This window comes from Faecalicatena contorta, from assembly GCF_021531995.1.
Lineage (GTDB): Bacteria > Bacillota > Clostridia > Lachnospirales > Lachnospiraceae > Dorea_A > Dorea_A contorta_A.
On record NZ_JAFBIZ010000015.1, the window covers coordinates 23,418 to 40,566 of the forward strand.

The 17,149-nt window shown below is 43.9% G+C and carries 13 protein-coding genes; 3 read left to right on the plus strand and 10 right to left on the minus strand.

Annotated features, from left to right (window positions below):
- Positions 1 to 7: 7 nt before the first annotated feature.
- From ileS to JQM82_RS03555, 8 genes are all read right to left on the minus strand, one after another.
- Entirely contained in the window at positions 8 to 3,175 is a 3,168-nt protein-coding gene (gene ileS, locus JQM82_RS03520) for an isoleucine--tRNA ligase (RefSeq protein WP_235248640.1), read from the minus strand.
- A 495-nt stretch (positions 3,176 to 3,670) separates the two neighbouring features.
- Positions 3,671 to 5,083 carry a D-alanyl-D-alanine carboxypeptidase family protein gene (locus tag JQM82_RS03525; RefSeq protein WP_235248641.1) on the minus strand — a complete coding sequence of 471 codons (1,413 nt, stop codon included), beginning with the start codon at positions 5,081 to 5,083 and terminating at the stop codon, positions 3,671 to 3,673.
- A gap of 26 nt (positions 5,084 to 5,109) precedes the next feature.
- Complete coding sequence (gene cysK, locus JQM82_RS03530; protein ID WP_235248642.1) at positions 5,110 to 6,033, minus strand: cysteine synthase A; 924 nt, start codon at positions 6,031 to 6,033, stop codon at positions 5,110 to 5,112.
- Positions 6,020 to 6,517, minus strand: coding sequence for a tRNA adenosine(34) deaminase TadA (gene tadA, locus JQM82_RS03535; RefSeq protein ID WP_235248643.1), 498 nt, complete (start codon positions 6,515 to 6,517; stop codon positions 6,020 to 6,022). Before tadA ends, cysK begins: the two co-directional genes overlap by 14 nt.
- Positions 6,518 to 6,527: 10 nt before the next feature.
- Complete coding sequence (locus JQM82_RS03540; protein ID WP_235248644.1) at positions 6,528 to 7,613, minus strand: DUF6128 domain-containing protein; 1,086 nt, start codon at positions 7,611 to 7,613, stop codon at positions 6,528 to 6,530.
- 44 nt (positions 7,614 to 7,657) lie between these two features.
- Positions 7,658 to 9,091 carry a deoxyguanosinetriphosphate triphosphohydrolase gene (locus JQM82_RS03545; RefSeq protein ID WP_235248645.1) on the minus strand — a complete coding sequence of 478 codons (1,434 nt, stop codon included), beginning with the start codon at positions 9,089 to 9,091 and terminating at the stop codon, positions 7,658 to 7,660.
- Positions 9,092 to 9,114: 23 nt separating this feature from the next.
- On the minus strand, positions 9,115 to 10,272 hold the full coding sequence (locus tag JQM82_RS03550) for a hypothetical protein (protein ID WP_235248646.1): 1,158 nt from the start codon (positions 10,270 to 10,272) through the stop codon (positions 9,115 to 9,117).
- 149 nt (positions 10,273 to 10,421) lie between these two features.
- Positions 10,422 to 11,699 (minus strand): chloride channel protein, encoded by a 1,278-nt coding sequence (locus tag JQM82_RS03555; RefSeq protein ID WP_235248652.1) that lies wholly within the window; start codon positions 11,697 to 11,699, stop codon positions 10,422 to 10,424.
- Between the two features lie 230 nt (positions 11,700 to 11,929).
- On the opposite strand from JQM82_RS03555, the gene JQM82_RS03560 reads away from it, so the two are divergent.
- From JQM82_RS03560 to JQM82_RS03570, 3 genes are all read left to right on the plus strand, one after another.
- Entirely contained in the window at positions 11,930 to 12,715 is a 786-nt protein-coding gene (locus JQM82_RS03560; RefSeq protein WP_235248647.1) for a Uma2 family endonuclease, read from the plus strand.
- Positions 12,716 to 12,910: 195 nt separating this feature from the next.
- Positions 12,911 to 13,249 (plus strand): P-II family nitrogen regulator, encoded by a 339-nt coding sequence (locus JQM82_RS03565; RefSeq protein WP_235248649.1) that lies wholly within the window; start codon positions 12,911 to 12,913, stop codon positions 13,247 to 13,249.
- A gap of 132 nt (positions 13,250 to 13,381) precedes the next feature.
- The gene (locus JQM82_RS03570; RefSeq protein WP_235248650.1) at positions 13,382 to 14,632 is read left to right on the plus strand and encodes an ammonium transporter; all 1,251 of its coding nucleotides are present in this window, start codon (positions 13,382 to 13,384) and stop codon (positions 14,630 to 14,632) included.
- Between the two features lie 143 nt (positions 14,633 to 14,775).
- Here the strand turns inward: JQM82_RS03570 and JQM82_RS03575 are convergent, their stop codons facing one another.
- Both JQM82_RS03575 and JQM82_RS03580 read right to left on the minus strand, forming a co-directional pair.
- Positions 14,776 to 16,524 carry a glycoside hydrolase family 2 protein gene (locus tag JQM82_RS03575; RefSeq protein ID WP_235248651.1) on the minus strand — a complete coding sequence of 583 codons (1,749 nt, stop codon included), beginning with the start codon at positions 16,522 to 16,524 and terminating at the stop codon, positions 14,776 to 14,778.
- A 43-nt stretch (positions 16,525 to 16,567) separates the two neighbouring features.
- Positions 16,568 to 17,149, minus strand: a 582-nt coding sequence (locus tag JQM82_RS03580) for a 4'-phosphopantetheinyl transferase family protein (RefSeq protein ID WP_268827656.1), incomplete at its 5' end; no start/stop codon positions are given.

Consider the following 17,149-nt stretch of genomic DNA (forward strand, 5'->3'; position numbering starts at 1 on the left):
ACTGTAACTATTGTTTTTCCACCCCGAGGATTACTTTCTCCCCATTGATTTTCCATTCCTTCACATAACCGGTCGGTTCAGCTTTTGTTACGGCCAGTGCAAGAGTCTCTTCTGCTACCGTATCCGCATTATCGGCAAATATTTTCTCTGCCTTTTCCGTTCCGGCATAAGTAACTGTAATCTTATCCATCACTTCAAATCCAGCTTCTTTACGCATAGTCTGTACTTTACTGATGATCTCACGTACAAATCCTTCCTCCAGAAGCTCTTCGGACAGATTGGTATCCAGAACGACCGTAATGCCATTATCATTTTCAGATACAAAGCCCGGCATCTGCGCAGTGTCAATCAGCAGATCTTCCCTTGATAACACAACCTCCTGGCCGTTGATCTCAAGAATCAGTGCTTCTTTCGCATTCAGTTCATCCATGGCTGCATTTCCATCGATTTCTGCGAGTGCTGCCCTAATACCGCCTAACATTTTACCATATTTTGGTCCGACTGTCTTTAGCTGAGGTTTAAAAGAATATGAAGTAAAATCACGAACTTCTTGTGTAAATGTTACAGATTTTACGTTCAATTCGTCTCTTACAATATCCTGATAGAACTCCGGAACCTCAAAATCAGCTTTGACATACATCTGTCCGATCGGCTGACGGTTCTTGATGTTTGCAGTATTTCTGCATGCACGCCCCATTACAACCAGCTTCAGGACATTATCCATATTCGCCTCAAGCTCTTTGTCAATATATGCTTCATTTACCACCGGGAAATCGCACAGGTGGATACTCTCCGGAGCATCTTTGTCAATGCTCCTTACCAGATTCTGGTAGATATCTTCTGTCATAAACGGAATCATCGGGGCCGCTGCCTTACTGATCTCAACCAGTGCTGTGTACAATGTCATATAAGCGTTGATCTTATCCTGCTCCATTCCCTTTGCCCAGAAACGTTCACGACTTCTTCTTACATACCAGTTACTCATATCATCTACGAAGTCCTGAAGCGCTCTTGCTGCCTCTGGAATCTTATAGTTTTCAAGGTTATTATCCACTGCCTTGATCGCAGAGTTGAGCTTGGAAAGAAGCCATTTATCCATAACAGATAATTTGTCATATTCTAATGCATATTTTGTTGCGTCAAATTCATCAATATTTGCATACAATACAAAGAATGCATAAGTATTCCACAGAGTTCCCATGAACTTTCTCTGTCCTTCGGTAACTGCTTTTCCGTGGAAACGATTCGGCAGCCATGGAGCACTGTTGACATAGAAATACCAACGAATCGCATCTGCACCGTATTTTTCCAGCGCATCAAACGGATCTACCGCATTTCCCTTGGACTTACTCATCTTCTGTCCATTTTCATCCTGTACATGTCCCAGAACGATGACGTTCTTATATGGTGCTTTATTGAAGATCAGGGTAGAGATTGCAAGCAGGGAATAGAACCATCCTCGCGTCTGGTCTACCGCCTCGGAGATAAAGTCCGCCGGGAACTGTTTCTCAAATAATTCCTGATTCTCAAATGGATAGTGATGCTGTGCAAATGGCATGGAACCACTGTCAAACCAGCAGTCGATTACTTCCGGTACACGGTGCATCTCCTTGCCGCAGACCGGACATTTGATTGTAACCGCGTCAATGTACGGACGATGGAGTTCGATGTCATCCGGACAATTGTCGGACATGGATTTCAGTTCTTCAATACTTCCGATCGAGTGCTGATGTCCACATTCACACTCCCAGATATTTAACGGAGTTCCCCAGTAACGGTTACGGCTGATGCCCCAGTCCTGAACATTTTCCAGCCAGTCACCGAAACGACCCTTACCAATGCTTTCCGGAATCCAGTTGATGGTATTGTTATTGGCGATCAGATCCTCTTTGACATCCGTCATCTTGATAAACCAGGACTCGCGTGCGTAATAAATCAGCGGCGTGTCACATCTCCAGCAATGTGGATAGCTGTGCTCGAAATTCGGTGCCTCAAAAAGCAACCCTCTCGCTTCCAGATCCTTCAATACCTCCGGATCTGCTTTTTTAACAAATAATCCGGCAAATGGAGTCGTCTCTCCCATATTTCCTTTTTCATCCACCAGCTGTACGAACGGCATATCATACTTGCGTCCTACCTTTGCATCGTCCTCACCAAATGCAGGTGCGATGTGTACAACACCGGTACCATCGGTCAGTGTTACATAAGTATCACAGGTAATAAAGAAAGCTTTCTTATGCTGTTTTTCTGCACAGTCATATGCACACTGATACAGCGGCTCATATTCCTTGTATTCCAGATCTTTTCCAAGATAAGTCTCAAGAATCTCATAAGCCGGTGTCTCTGCTGCCCCTTCTTCTGCTTTTCCTGCAAGTTTTCCAAGCACAGTGTCCAGAAGGGCGGTTGCCATATAATATGTGTACCCGTCTGCAGCCTTGACTTTTGCATACTCTTCATTCGGATTCACACAAAGGCCAATGTTGGACGGCAATGTCCATGGTGTGGTGGTCCATGCAAGGAAATATGCATCCTCACCGATTACTTTAAAACGAACGATTGCAGAACGTTCTTTTACATCTTTATATCCCTGCGCAACTTCCTGTGCGGACAGCGGCGTCCCACAGCGCGGACAATATGGAACGATCTTGAAGCCCTTGTAAAGAAGCCCTTTATCCCAGATCTGTTTCAGTGCCCACCATTCAGACTCGATAAAGTTATTGTCATAGGTAACATATGGATTCTCCATGTCAGCCCAGAATCCGACTGTACCGGAGAAGTCCTCCCACATTCCTTTGTATTTCCATACACTTTCTTTACATTTTTTGATGAACGGCTCAAGACCATACTCTTCAATCTGATCTTTGCCGTCGAGGCCGAGTGCCTTCTCAACCTCAAGCTCAACTGGAAGACCGTGTGTGTCCCATCCTGCTTTACGAGGAACTTCGTATCCTTTCATGGTACGATATCTTGGAATCATATCCTTAATAACACGTGTCAGGACATGGCCGATATGCGGCTTGCCGTTGGCAGTCGGTGGACCGTCATAGAACATATACATCTCGTTGCCTTCACGATCACGCATACTCTTTTCAAAGATCTGGTTTTCTTCCCAGAACTTCTCAGTTGCTTTCTCTCTGTCCACAAAATTCAAGTCTGTAGAAACCTTCTTATACATAGCTACCTCCTCTGGGGACGGAGTTTTTTTTAAAATTCCCCGTCCCAAATTAAAAATCCCCTGTCCCTTTTTCAAAATCGCCTGTCCCCAATGCTTTTACCCACATTTTCCACAGAAAGCGAGGAACAAAAAAAGCTTTCATCCTGCATAGGACGAAAGCTAACGCTTACGTTTATAACCACCTAACATACTATCATATGCGTTCCTGTAACGGAGGAATCCCGTCAGCATTTACTAAATTTCTCCTGAAATCTTTCAACAACTGCAACTCGGAAGTGATATTCAAATGTATCTTACTTGCATCAGGCTTCCACCATCCCCGATTCGCTGTATCTTTCAGATATACCCTACTGTCTTCGTCAGCGTTTTTTACCGTACTATTATAATCAGGAAATGTGGAAAACGTCAAGAGGTTTTCCACATTTCTTTTTTAATTTGGGACGGAGGATTTTTAAAAATCCTCCGTCCCAAATTAAAAATCCCTTGTCCCTTTTGTCATTTTCTTTTTAACACCATAACAATAAGACTTATAACCAGAACAACAAGAAGTCCCGTTGCTCCTATAATTATTCCTTTTTCTACTATTGTCTTTTGTTGAAACTTTTCTTTTATTTTATCTAGTATCTCTTTTATATATGTTTTCCAGTTTTTTGTTTTTTCCGTTTTCTGATCATCCGCCTCATTGTCTTCTGTTTTTACCTCACCAACGTCTGCTTTAATACGATCCAGATAGGATTCTCTCAACTTTGCTCTTGCAGTCCCTACCACGTTTCCTTCGTACGTATACTCTAAAGTTGTTTCGTCTTCTGCCGATATAGTATCATCGGCAATCATCTGCATTTCCAGATCTTCAAATTCTACACCATCGGGCAGGACTACATATCCGTCGCTCCTATCTTCAAGGATTTCCTGTATATCTTCTGATTTTTCATTTTCTGCTATACTGACTTTGTGGAAATTCTGAAATGCATATTCAAACAGGTTCCGGGTATCCGGATATATATTCGCACCATGCGTCCGAAGCACCACACATACCAGCTGCATACTTCCATTATCCGCCATCGTGATCAGTGTAGATAGCGCGTCGGATGTGTATCCGGTTTTCCCTCCGACCGCATATTCGTAATAATTTGCATTTCCAGGAATCAACATCTTATGCTTTTGTTGAAACACATGCTCTTCTGTTGTTGCAGATTCCGGAATCACATAATTTAATGTCTGCACAATTGTAAAAAATTCCGGATGATTAAATAATTCTCTGCCAATTAATGCCATGTCCCTTGCACAGGTATAATGCTCCGGGTCATGTAATCCATTCGTATTTACAAAATGAGAGTTCATGCCTCCCAATTCCTGGCATCTTTGATTCATCTGTTCTACAAACCAGTTATAATCCTGTCCTGCATTTTTCCCGACATTTTCTCCTACCGCATAGGCCGCTTCATTAGCCGATGCAAGCAGGGTCGCGTACAATGCCTGTTCCAGCGATATTACATTTCCTTCTTTCAAACCTACCGAAGAATCTCCCGGCTTCATAAAAGTCACACATTCATGGGAAAATGTAACATTATCGGAAAACTGTCCATTTTCCAGGGCAATTAATGCCGTCAATACTTTGGTTATACTTGCCGGGTATTCATGCTCATCGACATTTTTCGCATACAGAATTGCACCCGTTCCGACTTCCATTACAATCGCAGCCTCACCATAGGTTCCCGGACCTTTTGGCCAGTTCGCCCATTCATTAGACTGAACTGCCATATTGTATACCTGTTCCTGAAGTTGTTTTTCCTGCTCTTCCGCAGCCTCCTCTTCAGTCTGTCCTGGCTCGGCATATGCGGTTATCCCCACACATATACACAGTACCATTACTAAAAAAGCCGCAGTCAAGCGCCTGCATACTCTCATCCTTTATCCTCCGCTCCAGCTTGACATTAAAACAATGGTGTAGAAAAATACCGCTCTGACGTATCCGGAAGTATCGTTACCACACGCTTTCCTTTCCCCAGCTTCTTTGCCAGCCTGATTGCCGCAGCTACATTGGTTCCACTGGAGATGCCACACATCAGCCCCTCACATTTTGCCAGTTTTCTGGACACTTCTAATGCCTCTTCATCCGTAACGATACAGATATCATCATAAATATTCTGATTCAGTATCTTTGGAATAACACCGTCTCCAATCCCCATCTGCAGATGACTTCCCACCGGATGCCCGGACAGAATTGCTGCATGTTCCGGCTCCGCCGCCCAGATCTCAACATCCGGATTTTTCTCCCTCAGCGCCTCACCGATTCCGGTAATGGTTCCTCCGGTTCCGATCCCGGAACAAAAACCATCGATCGGTCCGTCCACCTGTTCCAGAATCTCTCTGCCGGTCTGCCTCCTGTGCGCCTCTACATTTGCAACATTTTCAAATTGCTGCGGAACAAACACATGCGGATCTTCTTTTTGCATTCGAAGAGCAGTCTGCATACACTCCTCAATACAGTCTCCGATATTTCCCTTGTCATGGATAACTATCACTTCTGCTCCATAATTCTGTACCAGCTTCCGGCGCTCTTCGCTGACAGAATCCGGCATGATAATAATCGTTTTATATCCTTTTACTGCGCCGATCAGTGCAAGACCGATGCCCTGATTTCCGCTGGTCGGTTCAACTATTATCGTATCCCTCTTGATCTTTCCTTCCTTTTCTGCCGCTTCTACCATCTGAAGTGCAGTTCTTGTCTTGATTGATCCTCCAACATTGACGGCCTCATATTTCACCAGAATCTCCGCACTTTCTTCTCCTGTCATATGATTCAGGCGAACCATCGGTGTATTGCCTACTGCTTCCAGTATATTATTGTAAATCATTTTCTTTCTCCTTTTTCTTTTGTTTTTTTGCTTCTCTGAGCTCTTTAAAAAATGACTTCATCATCTGACTGCACTCTTCTTCCAAAACTCCGGTCGTCAACTCTACCTGATGGTTAAATTCCGACATATCGAGAAGATTTAAAATAGACCCGGCACATCCCGCTTTGGGATTCATACATCCCACTACGACTCTGGTCATCCGTGATTGCACGATCGCACCGGAACACATCTGACATGGTTCCAGTGTAACATACATCGTACACTCTTCCAGCCTCCAGTCATCCATCTTTTTACTCGCCTTTTTAATTGCAATCAGCTCCGCATGCGCCAGTGTATTTTTATCAATCGTTCTGCGATTATATCCACGTCCGATAATCTTTCCCCGATAGACAATCACACATCCGATCGGGACCTCTCCGATCGCATATGCTTTTTTCGCCTGTCTGATCGCCTCTTTCATATATTTTTCATCAATATTATGCATCTACATTTCCTCATTTCGAATCCACCTTTGTGGTTCGACGACACTCACCCCGCACTTTTCTGCACCAGTATCCGAACCTTTCGTCCGCATGTTCTTCCTCGTTGCTCCGATCTATTTCGACATTTTCTGCTTCAATAAACTCTGGAAATCCAAATGCTTCTGCGGCTCTGGCTTCCTGTGAATGATAAATCCCCGGAACTCCCAGTCGGAGCTCATTTCCATCATCTATCAATACTACATGGTGATAATTAAAGTATCCATGAAGCAAAAATCGATTATTCGCCAGTTTCCATTCACATCGCGGAAGCTTCGCCAGATCCTGCCTCTGCATTTTTGTACACCTGTACGGATAATCTCTCCCCCGAAGATCTGTATCTTCCGACACAGCGCCAAATAAAGGCTGTTGAGAGGGTATCGCCTTTTCCTCCGGCCAACATTCTTCCTCCGGACGAGTCAACTCTTCCGGCATCTCACGTTCTATATCATCCAGATCTGTGATCTCCTCCGGCGTCATACGTTCTATATCATCCAGATCTGTGACCTCTTCCGGCATCTCACGTTCTATATCATCCAGATCTGTGATCTCTTCCGGCATCTCACGTTCTATATCATCCAGATCTGTGACTTCCTCCGGCGTGTTCTCGGGGAACGGTGGAATCGGCTCTTCCGGCTGTGGCAAAACCGGCTTTAAAAAACGCATGCGCCCGGGGTTCACCGGAAGATCATCCCAGACCGCTGCATACCTCCGACCATCTATATCTTCCAGAAGAATTCCGTCAATCCGCTCAAAATTCTCCGGCACGCCCGTATCTTCCCGGGTGTATCGAAGCTGATAATTAATGGCAGGATTCATATTTTCTACGGTTCCCTGCCATATTCCCACGCACTCTTCCCCATCCAGATAAAACAAGGATACTTCCAGCCTTTGTTTTCCCTTCATGCGGAAGCCTTTCCCGTGAATGTGAACGGTGCACACCTCATCTTCCTGTTCTACTTTAACAAATCCAACATTGCGAAGCCTTCTCGCCTGCTCATATTCATACAGATAACGAATAAATCTCTGCAATCCTTCACTTCCATTCCTGGGTTTTATCACAATCTATTCCCTGAAATGTCAATTTATACCTTTTCAGAATTCATTTACAAAATTGCCTTCAACTCCTGATACAGCCTTTTTGCATAACTGTCCGTCATTCCACAGATATAATCCGTCGCCAGAAGAATTCGTAAATACAATCTGTAATCTTCAGATCTTCCTCTTGCGTGATAATGGTACGCCTTTTTATAATTATTGGATATAAAAGATACCATTCTTTCATCAATCGAATTTAACTTCTGCGTCTCATCATCATACTTTATAACTGCTGTCATAAATCGATCCATCAAATAATCCAGCATCACCGCTTCTGTGACTTCCATCCGATAGATCGGTTCTGAGATGAAGACTTCACGATATGCAAGATCGCCCAGAAGTTCCATCAGTTCCTGCGCATATGTTCCAAAAAAGAGATCCTTTCGATATTCTCCCCTCATAATCTCGTTATAATGAGAAGTAAACCCATATGTGGCACATCCAATCAGAAACCCCTGAACTTTGACAATCCAGTTTTTCACCGCATACTCTTCCGGATCTTCCACTCTGATCTGGCGACCTCTGCGATACAATTCTTCCATCTTGTCTGCCGGACGGAATCCGCCATTATAACCATACAGTTTTTCTTCCTTTTTCTGAATCTCTGCAAGCTCCTCCAGAAGCTTATGATAACTTAAAAAACCCTTCACAAACGCATCTTCAATATCTGCCGTCTTATATGCAATATCATCGGCCGCTTCCAGAATAAACGTGAGCGGATGCCGGTTACGTCCGGCCCCTGTCGTCGTGACGATCTCCCGGAAGATATCCTGATCGGCAAAGTAATATCCCATCTTTCTTTCTTTGATATCGTCAGAATCCGGTCTGATCTCTGTCGACGCAATCGGATATTTGATAATTGTATTCAACAGTGCATACGTTAAATTCATACCACTTTCATCCACCAGAAAATGCAGCTTCGTCACCAGGCGCAGCGCCTGTGCATTCCCTTCAAAATGGTAAAAATCCTCCCGCATCTGCGGTTTTAAAACCTGATCAACCGGCTTTCCATGGTATTCTATTAACGAAAGATTCTTCTCAAACCATTCCCTGATAATCTCCTCTCCATAATGTCCAAACGGAGGGTTCCCGATATCATGAATGAGCCCCGCACATTGCAGGATACTGCAGATATCCTCTTTCATCTGCGGAGTGAAACCAGGATCTTTCTTATATACCAGTATATTTTCACCGATATTCTGTCCGAGCGATTTTGCAAAGGAAGATACCTCCAGAGAATGGGTCAGTCGTGTGCGGATAAAATCACTCTTATCCAACGGAAATACCTGTGTTTTGTCCTGAAGGCGCCGGAAAGAAGCGCTTCCTATAATCCTGTGGTAATCTTTTTCAAATTCACTTCGAAGATCTGTATTCTTCGAATATCGACTCCGATTCGTACTTTCTCTATTCCGTTTTGTCGACAATAGTTGCTCCCAGTTCACCCGTTCTCACTCTTTCCTTTTATCTAATCCAGATAGATCGGCGGTTCATAATCCTTTCCAAGAAGCGCTTTCTTTCGCTCCTGATATCCAAGGAATGCCCATTCTGTCATATCTGTCCACTGATGATTCTCTCTGTCATATACCTGCACGTAGCCGATTCTTGTCGGATGCATTCTGACACTGTTGGATTCGTACTCTTTCCCAGTATAGGGATTCCTTTCTCCGACATTCGGATCCTCCTCGTATACCGGCAGTTCCTCCTGTACTTCTTCATCCATCGTTTCCGGTATCGCTTCCGCCTTGGCTCCGGTCATTTCCGTCTCTGTCACTTCTGCATATTCCGGTTCTTCATTCTGCTGTACTTCCGTTTTCTGCAGAACTACATCCTCTACAGACGGTTCTCTTTCCGGCTGTTCCTTTTCCGGCTGCTTCTCTGCTTTTTCCACGACTGTTTCTTCCGGTTTTTTCCGACGCATAAAATACGATCTCCAACCGTGCACCTTCTTTTCCTCCGGTTTTGGTTCCGGCTTCTGGTTCTCTGCCTCAATTGCAGCAATCTCCTCCAGTACTTCTTCTACTGTCGCCTGCGGAGCTTCCTCCTGCACTTCCTCTTCCTGCGGGATATCCTCTTCATACGCTTCTTCCACATATGACTCCTCCGCATAATTACCGACTGTTGATAGCGGCTGTCCTTTCTCTATATCATATCTGTCATTTTCATTCTCCGTCTCACATCCGCTCTCTTCCCTCACCGGAATCACTGTTTCTTCTTCGAAATCCTGCAAACTCTCTTCATATCCGCCTTCATACATGTCTACCAGCTCTCCGACGGTAATATCTCTCTCCGATGCTGTCTCATGCACTTCTGTTTCCGTTTCATGTATCTCCGGCTCTGACTTCTCTGCCACTTTCTGCGCTTTGTGACCTGAAGATCCCTTCTCTTTTTTTTCAGTCGGGGTATCATCGTCCAGAATCGTTAAATGAAAAGAACATCCCAGAATTCCTGCAATCATACGCATATCCTGCTCTTGAAAATTATCTCTGCCCAGTCTCTGTGTCAGATTCTGACGGGACATTTTCTTTCCCGTACTTTTTTCAATCTGTTCTGCGAGTTCCTTAATTGTCATGCCTTTACGGCTTAATATAATCTTGATCTGTTCACCAAATGTCAAATCCAGCATGATTCATCCTCCTTATTCAATTATATACTCCCTCATCAGGTTTATTTGTTTGTAAACTTTTTTATTTCTTCTTAAACCTATCTTTTTCCCACATATTATTCTAACAAATAGTAAAAAACCAGTCAACCGGAGCCATAACTTTTCTCCCCTTAAGAAGTATGCCTGCCGATATATTTATTTTCAGTCTTTGAATACATAATCTTCTGTTCTTTATACAGACTCTGGTATCCGGAAAGCAGATAACTGACAGATATTACAATACAGAAAAACGGCATTCCGGCAAATCCAAATAATTCAAATGCAATGAGAAGTGAACTGATCGGACTGTTCGTCACTGCGCAGAACACCCCCACCATCCCGCATGCGGCACAGATATCCGTCGGAAGTCCCCAAAAAACGGATAACGCGGAACCAAGCGTTGCACCGATAAATAGAGATGGGACAATCTCTCCGCCTTTGAATCCAGCACACAGAGTCAGGCAGGTAAACAGGATCTTCAGAAGAAACATCTCAATACCTGCCGGTTTGCCAAAACTTCCGGCGATGATATCGCCTCCCAGTCCCAGATATGCATCCGTCCCAACAATCAGATACAGCACAATCACTGCCACACCTCCGGCAACAACACGGATATACGGATTAACAAACCACTCCTTCAGTCGTTCCTCAAACCAGTGGAGAAGCACGCAGAATACTGCTCCTGCAAATGCAAATGCTACCGCAAGAAGAATGGCTTTTATCCCCGCAGTACTGTAAAACTTCGGTACGTTTTCAACCGGATACGGAGCCGTTAATGTCCGAACTTTTAGCACAACAGAGATCTGCTGTGCAATAAATGCAGAAAACATACATGGCACAAGTGCGGCATAATACATGACGCCTACACTGATCACTTCCATTGGGAATATCGCAGCAGCCATCGGTGTCCCAAACAGAGCAGCAAATGCCGCGCTCATCCCGGCGAGCATTACAATCTTTTTATCACTTTCATTCAGATGCAGAATTCTTCCGAGCCATCCTCCCAGACTCGCACCAAACTGAAGGGCCGCTCCTTCTCGTCCGGAAGATCCTCCGAACAGATGCGTAATTGCCGTAGACAGCAGTATCAACGGTGCAATTCTCCCCGGTACTGCCTCCTCACCGGAACGCACTACCAGAAGCACCATATTCGTTCCTGAATTCTTTCCCTGCCCTGTTATCTTATACAAAAAGACAATCAGAAGTCCACCCACCGGCAGACCGAAGATTATCCATGGATTCATAATACGAAATTCTGTTACCCATGTAATAACATGGGCAAACAGACTGGCGATCGTTCCGATCCCCCCTCCTATGACTACCGAAAAAATCATCCACTTTACCAATGTTCCAATCAGTATTTTCCACGCATGCAGCATGTGTAAGACCTTATCTGCCATGTTTTTCATCACTCATTCATTCCTTCTGTAACTAAAGTATTCTCTTTTCTCATTATATCAAATGTTTTCCCCTTTTCAACACATTTTATATATTTTGGTAATTTTATATTTTTATACCATTTTACGGTTGACATTTCTATATTTTTATATAATAATTAATATATCAATAAACTATATTTCCCAAAAAATACTTGCGGACTGGAGCAGATCACAAATGTCCCGATACAAGGAGGTCCCATATGAATATTGATACATTAAAAGCCAGAAAAAAGGAACTCGGTCTTACAAACAGGCAATTGGCAGAAATATCCGGCGTGTCTCTCGGAACGATCAATAAGATCTTCAGCGGTGCAACCCGCTATCCACAACTGGATACTATGGATGCTCTGATCTCTGCCCTGGGTCTGGATTCTCTGGAGTATCGTCCGGACTCTCATGCCGACAGATTGTGCGAATCCGTTTCCGCATATTCGGTCAATCCGAAAAACGGTCACTATACTCTGGAAGATTACTATGCTCTTCCTAATCATATACACGCAGAACTGATAGACGGTTATCTCATTTTTCAGGATCCGCCCACCATTCATCATCAGGCCATCATAGGTGAACTCTTTTTCCAGATCTATTCCTACATCCGTGAAAAAAAAGGCACCTGCAAAGTCCTTCTGCCACCGACAGATGTTCGTCTTGACAACGACAATAAGACTATACTTGAACCCGATCTGATCATCGTTTGTGATCAGAAAAGAATTGAGGAAAAGCGGGTCAACGGTGCCCCTGATTTCGTTGCGGAAGTGGTTTCTTTCTCCAGCCGAAAAAGAGACTATCTTGTAAAACTGAACAAATACTGGACAGCCGGAGTACGCGAATACTGGATCATCGATCCCGCTCAGGAACGAGTGTCTGTATATCGTTTCAAAGACACCGAAGAAAATTTTGATATGAAAACCTACGGATTTTGTGACAGTGTGCCCGTCGGTATTTATGAAGATCTGATGATTAACTTTAAAGACTTTGAGCCATAATTAGTTTTGCCAAAATTTTCTCAAAACTTTATATTTTACTGTGCATTTTCTATAAAATAATACTTTTTTACAAATTTACTATTTACAAATCAATTTTGTCGTGTATAATGAAACCCATCAAAAACAAAGGCGTTTTCCTTTATGCGGGAAGCGCCTTTTTTGATTTTTATCTAAGGAACAAAGGGAGGTAATGCTATGAAAAAACTGGAAATAATCATCCAGCCGGAAAAGCTTGAAGATTTAAAGTCCATACTGGATGAAAGCCATGTCAATGGCCTTATGATAAGTAATATAATGGGATACGGCAACCAAAAAGGTCACAAAAAAGTTTACCGTGGTGCAGAATACAATGTAAATCTTCTGCCAAAGGTAAAGGTAGAAACCGTCGTTGATTCCGGAATTGCCACAGAACTGATCGACAAAATCGTTTCGGAAATCCGCACCGGCACGTATGGTGATGGAAAGATCTTTATATATGAGGTAGAAGATGCCGTTCGTATCCGTACCGGAGAACGTGGAGCAGATGCTTTATAGAACAACATCTGCACGGCAGATCACCCAACGCATAACACAATTTATATAGAATACCCATCAACGGAGATAATCACAAGGGCAACAAAGCCCAGATTATCTCCTCTTTTTATTTACACCTAAGGAGGTACTTTTATGGATTTAGCAACTTTAATTGAAAGTGGAATGGACGTGACAGAAGCGGCCGGACTACTTATGAACATTATGTGGACAATGATCGGTACCATTCTGGTATATTTCATGCAGGCTGGTTTTGCAATGTGCGAAGCCGGTTTTACCAGAGCAAAGAACACCGGTAATATCCTGATGAAAAATATGATGGACTTTGTACTCGGAAGCTTATTCTTCTTTGTATTTGGATTCGCACTCATGCACGGAACAGATTTTCACGGTATCATCGGTATCAAAGGATTCTTTAACCCTACCTCTCTTGCAGATGCAGACGGAATGATCAACGGTCTTCCAATCGGAGTATTCATGATCTTCCACACCGTTTTCTGCGCGACAGCAGCAACGATTGTATCCGGTTCCATGGCTGAAAGAACAAAATTCGCAGCTTATCTGGCATACAGTGCGGCTATCAGTATCTTTATCTATCCGGTATCCGGACACTGGATCTGGGGCGGCGGTTTCTTATCTGAATTGCAATTTCATGATTTTGCCGGTTCTACTGCCGTACATATGGTCGGTGGTATCTGCGCACTGGTTGGTGCAAAGATCCTTGGACCTCGTATTGGAAAATACGGAAAAGACGGAAAAGCCAAAGCAATTCCGGGACACAATCTTCCAATTGCAGCTCTCGGTGTATTTATCTTATGGTTCTGCTGGTTCGGATTCAACTGTGGTTCTACCACAGCCGCGACTACAAGCCTTGGCCATATTGCCATGACAACCAACCTTGCAGCCGCAGCCGCAACACTGGTTGCAATGATCGTCACATGGGTACGCTATGGCAAACCGGATGTATCTATGACATTTAACGGTTCTCTTGCAGGTCTGGTTGCAATTACAGCCGGATGTGACGTTGTAAATGAATGGGAAGCTATCATCATCGGTGCTCTCGCAGGTGCAGTCGTTGTCTTCTCTGTTGAAATTATTGACCAGAAGATCAAAATCGATGATCCGGTCGGTGCGATCAGTGTACATGGTGTATGTGGTGCGTTCGGTACTATTCTTACCGGTGTCTTTGGTGATGGATGTAACCTGGGAACTCAGGTACTTGGTGTTGCCGCAACTGCAGCTTTTGTATTCGTAATGGCATTCATTGTATTTACAGTGATCAACAAAACAATCGGTCTTCGTGTTACCAAAGAAGAAGAAATCGATGGTCTGGATGTTCACGAACATGGTTCCAGCGCATATGCAGATTTCAACTTCCGTATATAATTTTGATAATACTATAACCCATTTATTGGTAATACTATAAACCCATTTATCGATAAATCCCCTCTTAAAGAGAAAAAAAGACTGACGCATAATATAAAGACATCATCCTGAATATCTATATTGTGCGGCAGTCTCTTTTTCTTTCATAATAACCGTTTATTCAATTGTACGACTACTTCTTCTTTCATCTTCACTATCCGGCGATCATATGTAAGGATTCCATTCACCTCTTCTTCAACATCCGAAAGCTGTGTGTATACGGTAGCTGACAGACCATTTTTCACGTTCGGAAGAATCTCCTGCTCCATCAGCTTCTGATATCCTTCCGTCAACTCTTCTATCGTTTCAAATGTCCGATACCCATACATTTTTTCATACATCCGATGTCCCGGCAGACCAAGTGAATATCCACCAAATTCCGTCAATGCAGCCACTCTCTTCTCCGGCACGATTTTCAACGGGAAGAAATAATCGTGAATACTGTGGATATCCCCTCCGCCCTGATCAAACCAGCCGCTTGCCTGGTCGATCAGCCTGGTATGGTCTTCTCTTTCAGCCTCCCGTGTAACCTCCTGTGCATAAAACTGCCCCCATCCTTCATTGAACAGCACCCAGGTTACGATTGACGGATGATTATACAGATGTCGAATCGTCTGTTTCATTTCTTCCAGAAACTGAATTCTGCTTTCTTCTTCCCGTCTTCCAAGAAGCCTTAGTGTTGAATCTTTTCTTTTTATATGAAAAAATTCCATTGCAGTCGCCAGATAGGTCACATACCAGTGACGATAGCTCTGACCTCCATTTACCATATCCTGCCACACCAGCATTCCCAGGCGGTCACAATGGTAATACCATCTTTGCGGCTCAATCTTTACATGCTTTCTCAGCATATTGAACCCCAGCTCTTTCATCTTCTGAATATCATAGATCATCGCCTCATCACAGGGCGGCGTATACAGACCATCCGGCCAGTATCCCTGATCCAGCACTCCTTTTTGAAAATATGGTCGATGATTCAGACACATTCTTGGAATTCCATTTTTATCCGGTTCCACACTGATGCACCGCATCGCCGCATAACTCTCAACACGATCTGCTCCCATATGGATCTCTATCTGATACAGGTAAGGATCCTCCGGACTCCAGCTGTGCATATCCGGAATCTCAACCTCTAGATCGGTTCCTGTATATCCGACTGTCCGAATCGGCTGCATCTCGTCTGTATAGATTACTGCTGCAACAGGTTCTTTTTTCTCCGGATGCGAGGATGTTACACGAATCCGAAGCTTTCCTTCGTCGTACAGAGGAGTATTTTCCAGATTACAGATATAATGCTCCGGCACCTGTTCCATCCAGACAGTCTGCCAGATCCCGCTCTGCGCCGTATAGAACATGCCTCCTTTTTTCAGCTTCTGTTTCCCCCTGCTGTAAAAACAGGTGTCCGAATAATCTCTCGCCATCACGATCAATTCGTCCATCTGTCCCGTCATCTTTTCTGTAATATCCACCGAAAACGGAAGATAGCCTCCCAGATGTCCGGCAAGATATTTTCCGTTCAGATAGACTGCCGCATACTGGTCCACTGCGCCAAAATGCAGCAGCCATCTCTTCCCCTCTGTCTTTTCTACATTCTGTGGCAGTATCCTTCGGTACCACAGATACTCCTGCGGCTTTAATTGTCTTTCCACTCCGGAAAGAAAGGATTCCGGAGAAAATGGCACCAGGATCGTACCGTCATATTTTTCAGGAATTTTTTTTGCATCCGTAATCGCATATTCCCACAATCCATTCAGATTAACATAACTATCCCGCTTCATCATTGGTCTTGGATATTCTTCCCACACATGCTTTGGATCTATCCGTGATGTCCACATCGTCTCCATCTGTTTCATACCATCCACCTCTTTCTTCCTGTTCAGAATACCTTCCAGAGATTTACAACACCAGAACATGAATCTTGGGATCTATGTCTTCATCCGTTGAACATACTGCAATTCTTGCCCGATTTCCCGCATCTGTATATTCTCTGCAATAATAATTTTCCGGATATTCACGGGGCTTTTTCAAAAACTTCGGGATCCCCTGCTCATCCCAGAAAAACGCATACGTACGTGTATCCAATGCCATGCCTTTTCTCGTTACTTTCATAAAGCTTTCTTTTAATACCCAATAACGATAGAACATCTCTTTTTGTTTTTCCGGATCCGGTATTTCCACAATATGACGATACTCTTCCTCACAGAAAAACCTCCTGGCAACCGAAAGCTTCATATCTCCGATCATTTCCACGTCGCATCCGACTCTCTGCCCCGGTTCATCACTGAAGGAACACAGCGCATAGTTTCCCGAGTGAGACAGATTAAACATACAGGTCTCCCCCAGCCCTTCTCTCTCCTTCACACATTCCCACAATGCCCAGGCACCTATACTTCTTGCTCTGTCCTGTTCCATCCGGAAGCGTTTTGCTTTTTCCTGCCGCCAAAGTGGAACATTTTCATAATATTTCTGATATATTTC

What these genes read in the sequence shown, in the direction of transcription:
- JQM82_RS03555 (WP_235248652.1), bottom strand. Translation starts at nt 11,699, where the DNA reads ATGAAAAACATGGCAGATAAGGTCTTACACATGCTGCATGCGTGGAAA.
- JQM82_RS03570 (WP_235248650.1), top strand. Translation starts at nt 13,382, where the DNA reads ATGGATTTAGCAACTTTAATTGAAAGTGGAATGGACGTGACAGAAGCG.
- JQM82_RS03565 (WP_235248649.1), top strand. Translation starts at nt 12,911, where the DNA reads ATGAAAAAACTGGAAATAATCATCCAGCCGGAAAAGCTTGAAGATTTA.
- JQM82_RS03550 (WP_235248646.1), bottom strand. Translation starts at nt 10,272, where the DNA reads ATGCTGGATTTGACATTTGGTGAACAGATCAAGATTATATTAAGCCGT.
- JQM82_RS03560 (WP_235248647.1), top strand. Translation starts at nt 11,930, where the DNA reads ATGAATATTGATACATTAAAAGCCAGAAAAAAGGAACTCGGTCTTACA.
- JQM82_RS03525 (WP_235248641.1), bottom strand. Translation starts at nt 5,083, where the DNA reads ATGAGAGTATGCAGGCGCTTGACTGCGGCTTTTTTAGTAATGGTACTG.
- ileS (WP_235248640.1), bottom strand. Translation starts at nt 3,175, where the DNA reads ATGTATAAGAAGGTTTCTACAGACTTGAATTTTGTGGACAGAGAGAAA.
- cysK (WP_235248642.1), bottom strand. Translation starts at nt 6,033, where the DNA reads ATGATTTACAATAATATACTGGAAGCAGTAGGCAATACACCGATGGTT.
- JQM82_RS03575 (WP_235248651.1), bottom strand. Translation starts at nt 16,524, where the DNA reads ATGAAACAGATGGAGACGATGTGGACATCACGGATAGATCCAAAGCAT.
- tadA (WP_235248643.1), bottom strand. Translation starts at nt 6,517, where the DNA reads ATGCATAATATTGATGAAAAATATATGAAAGAGGCGATCAGACAGGCG.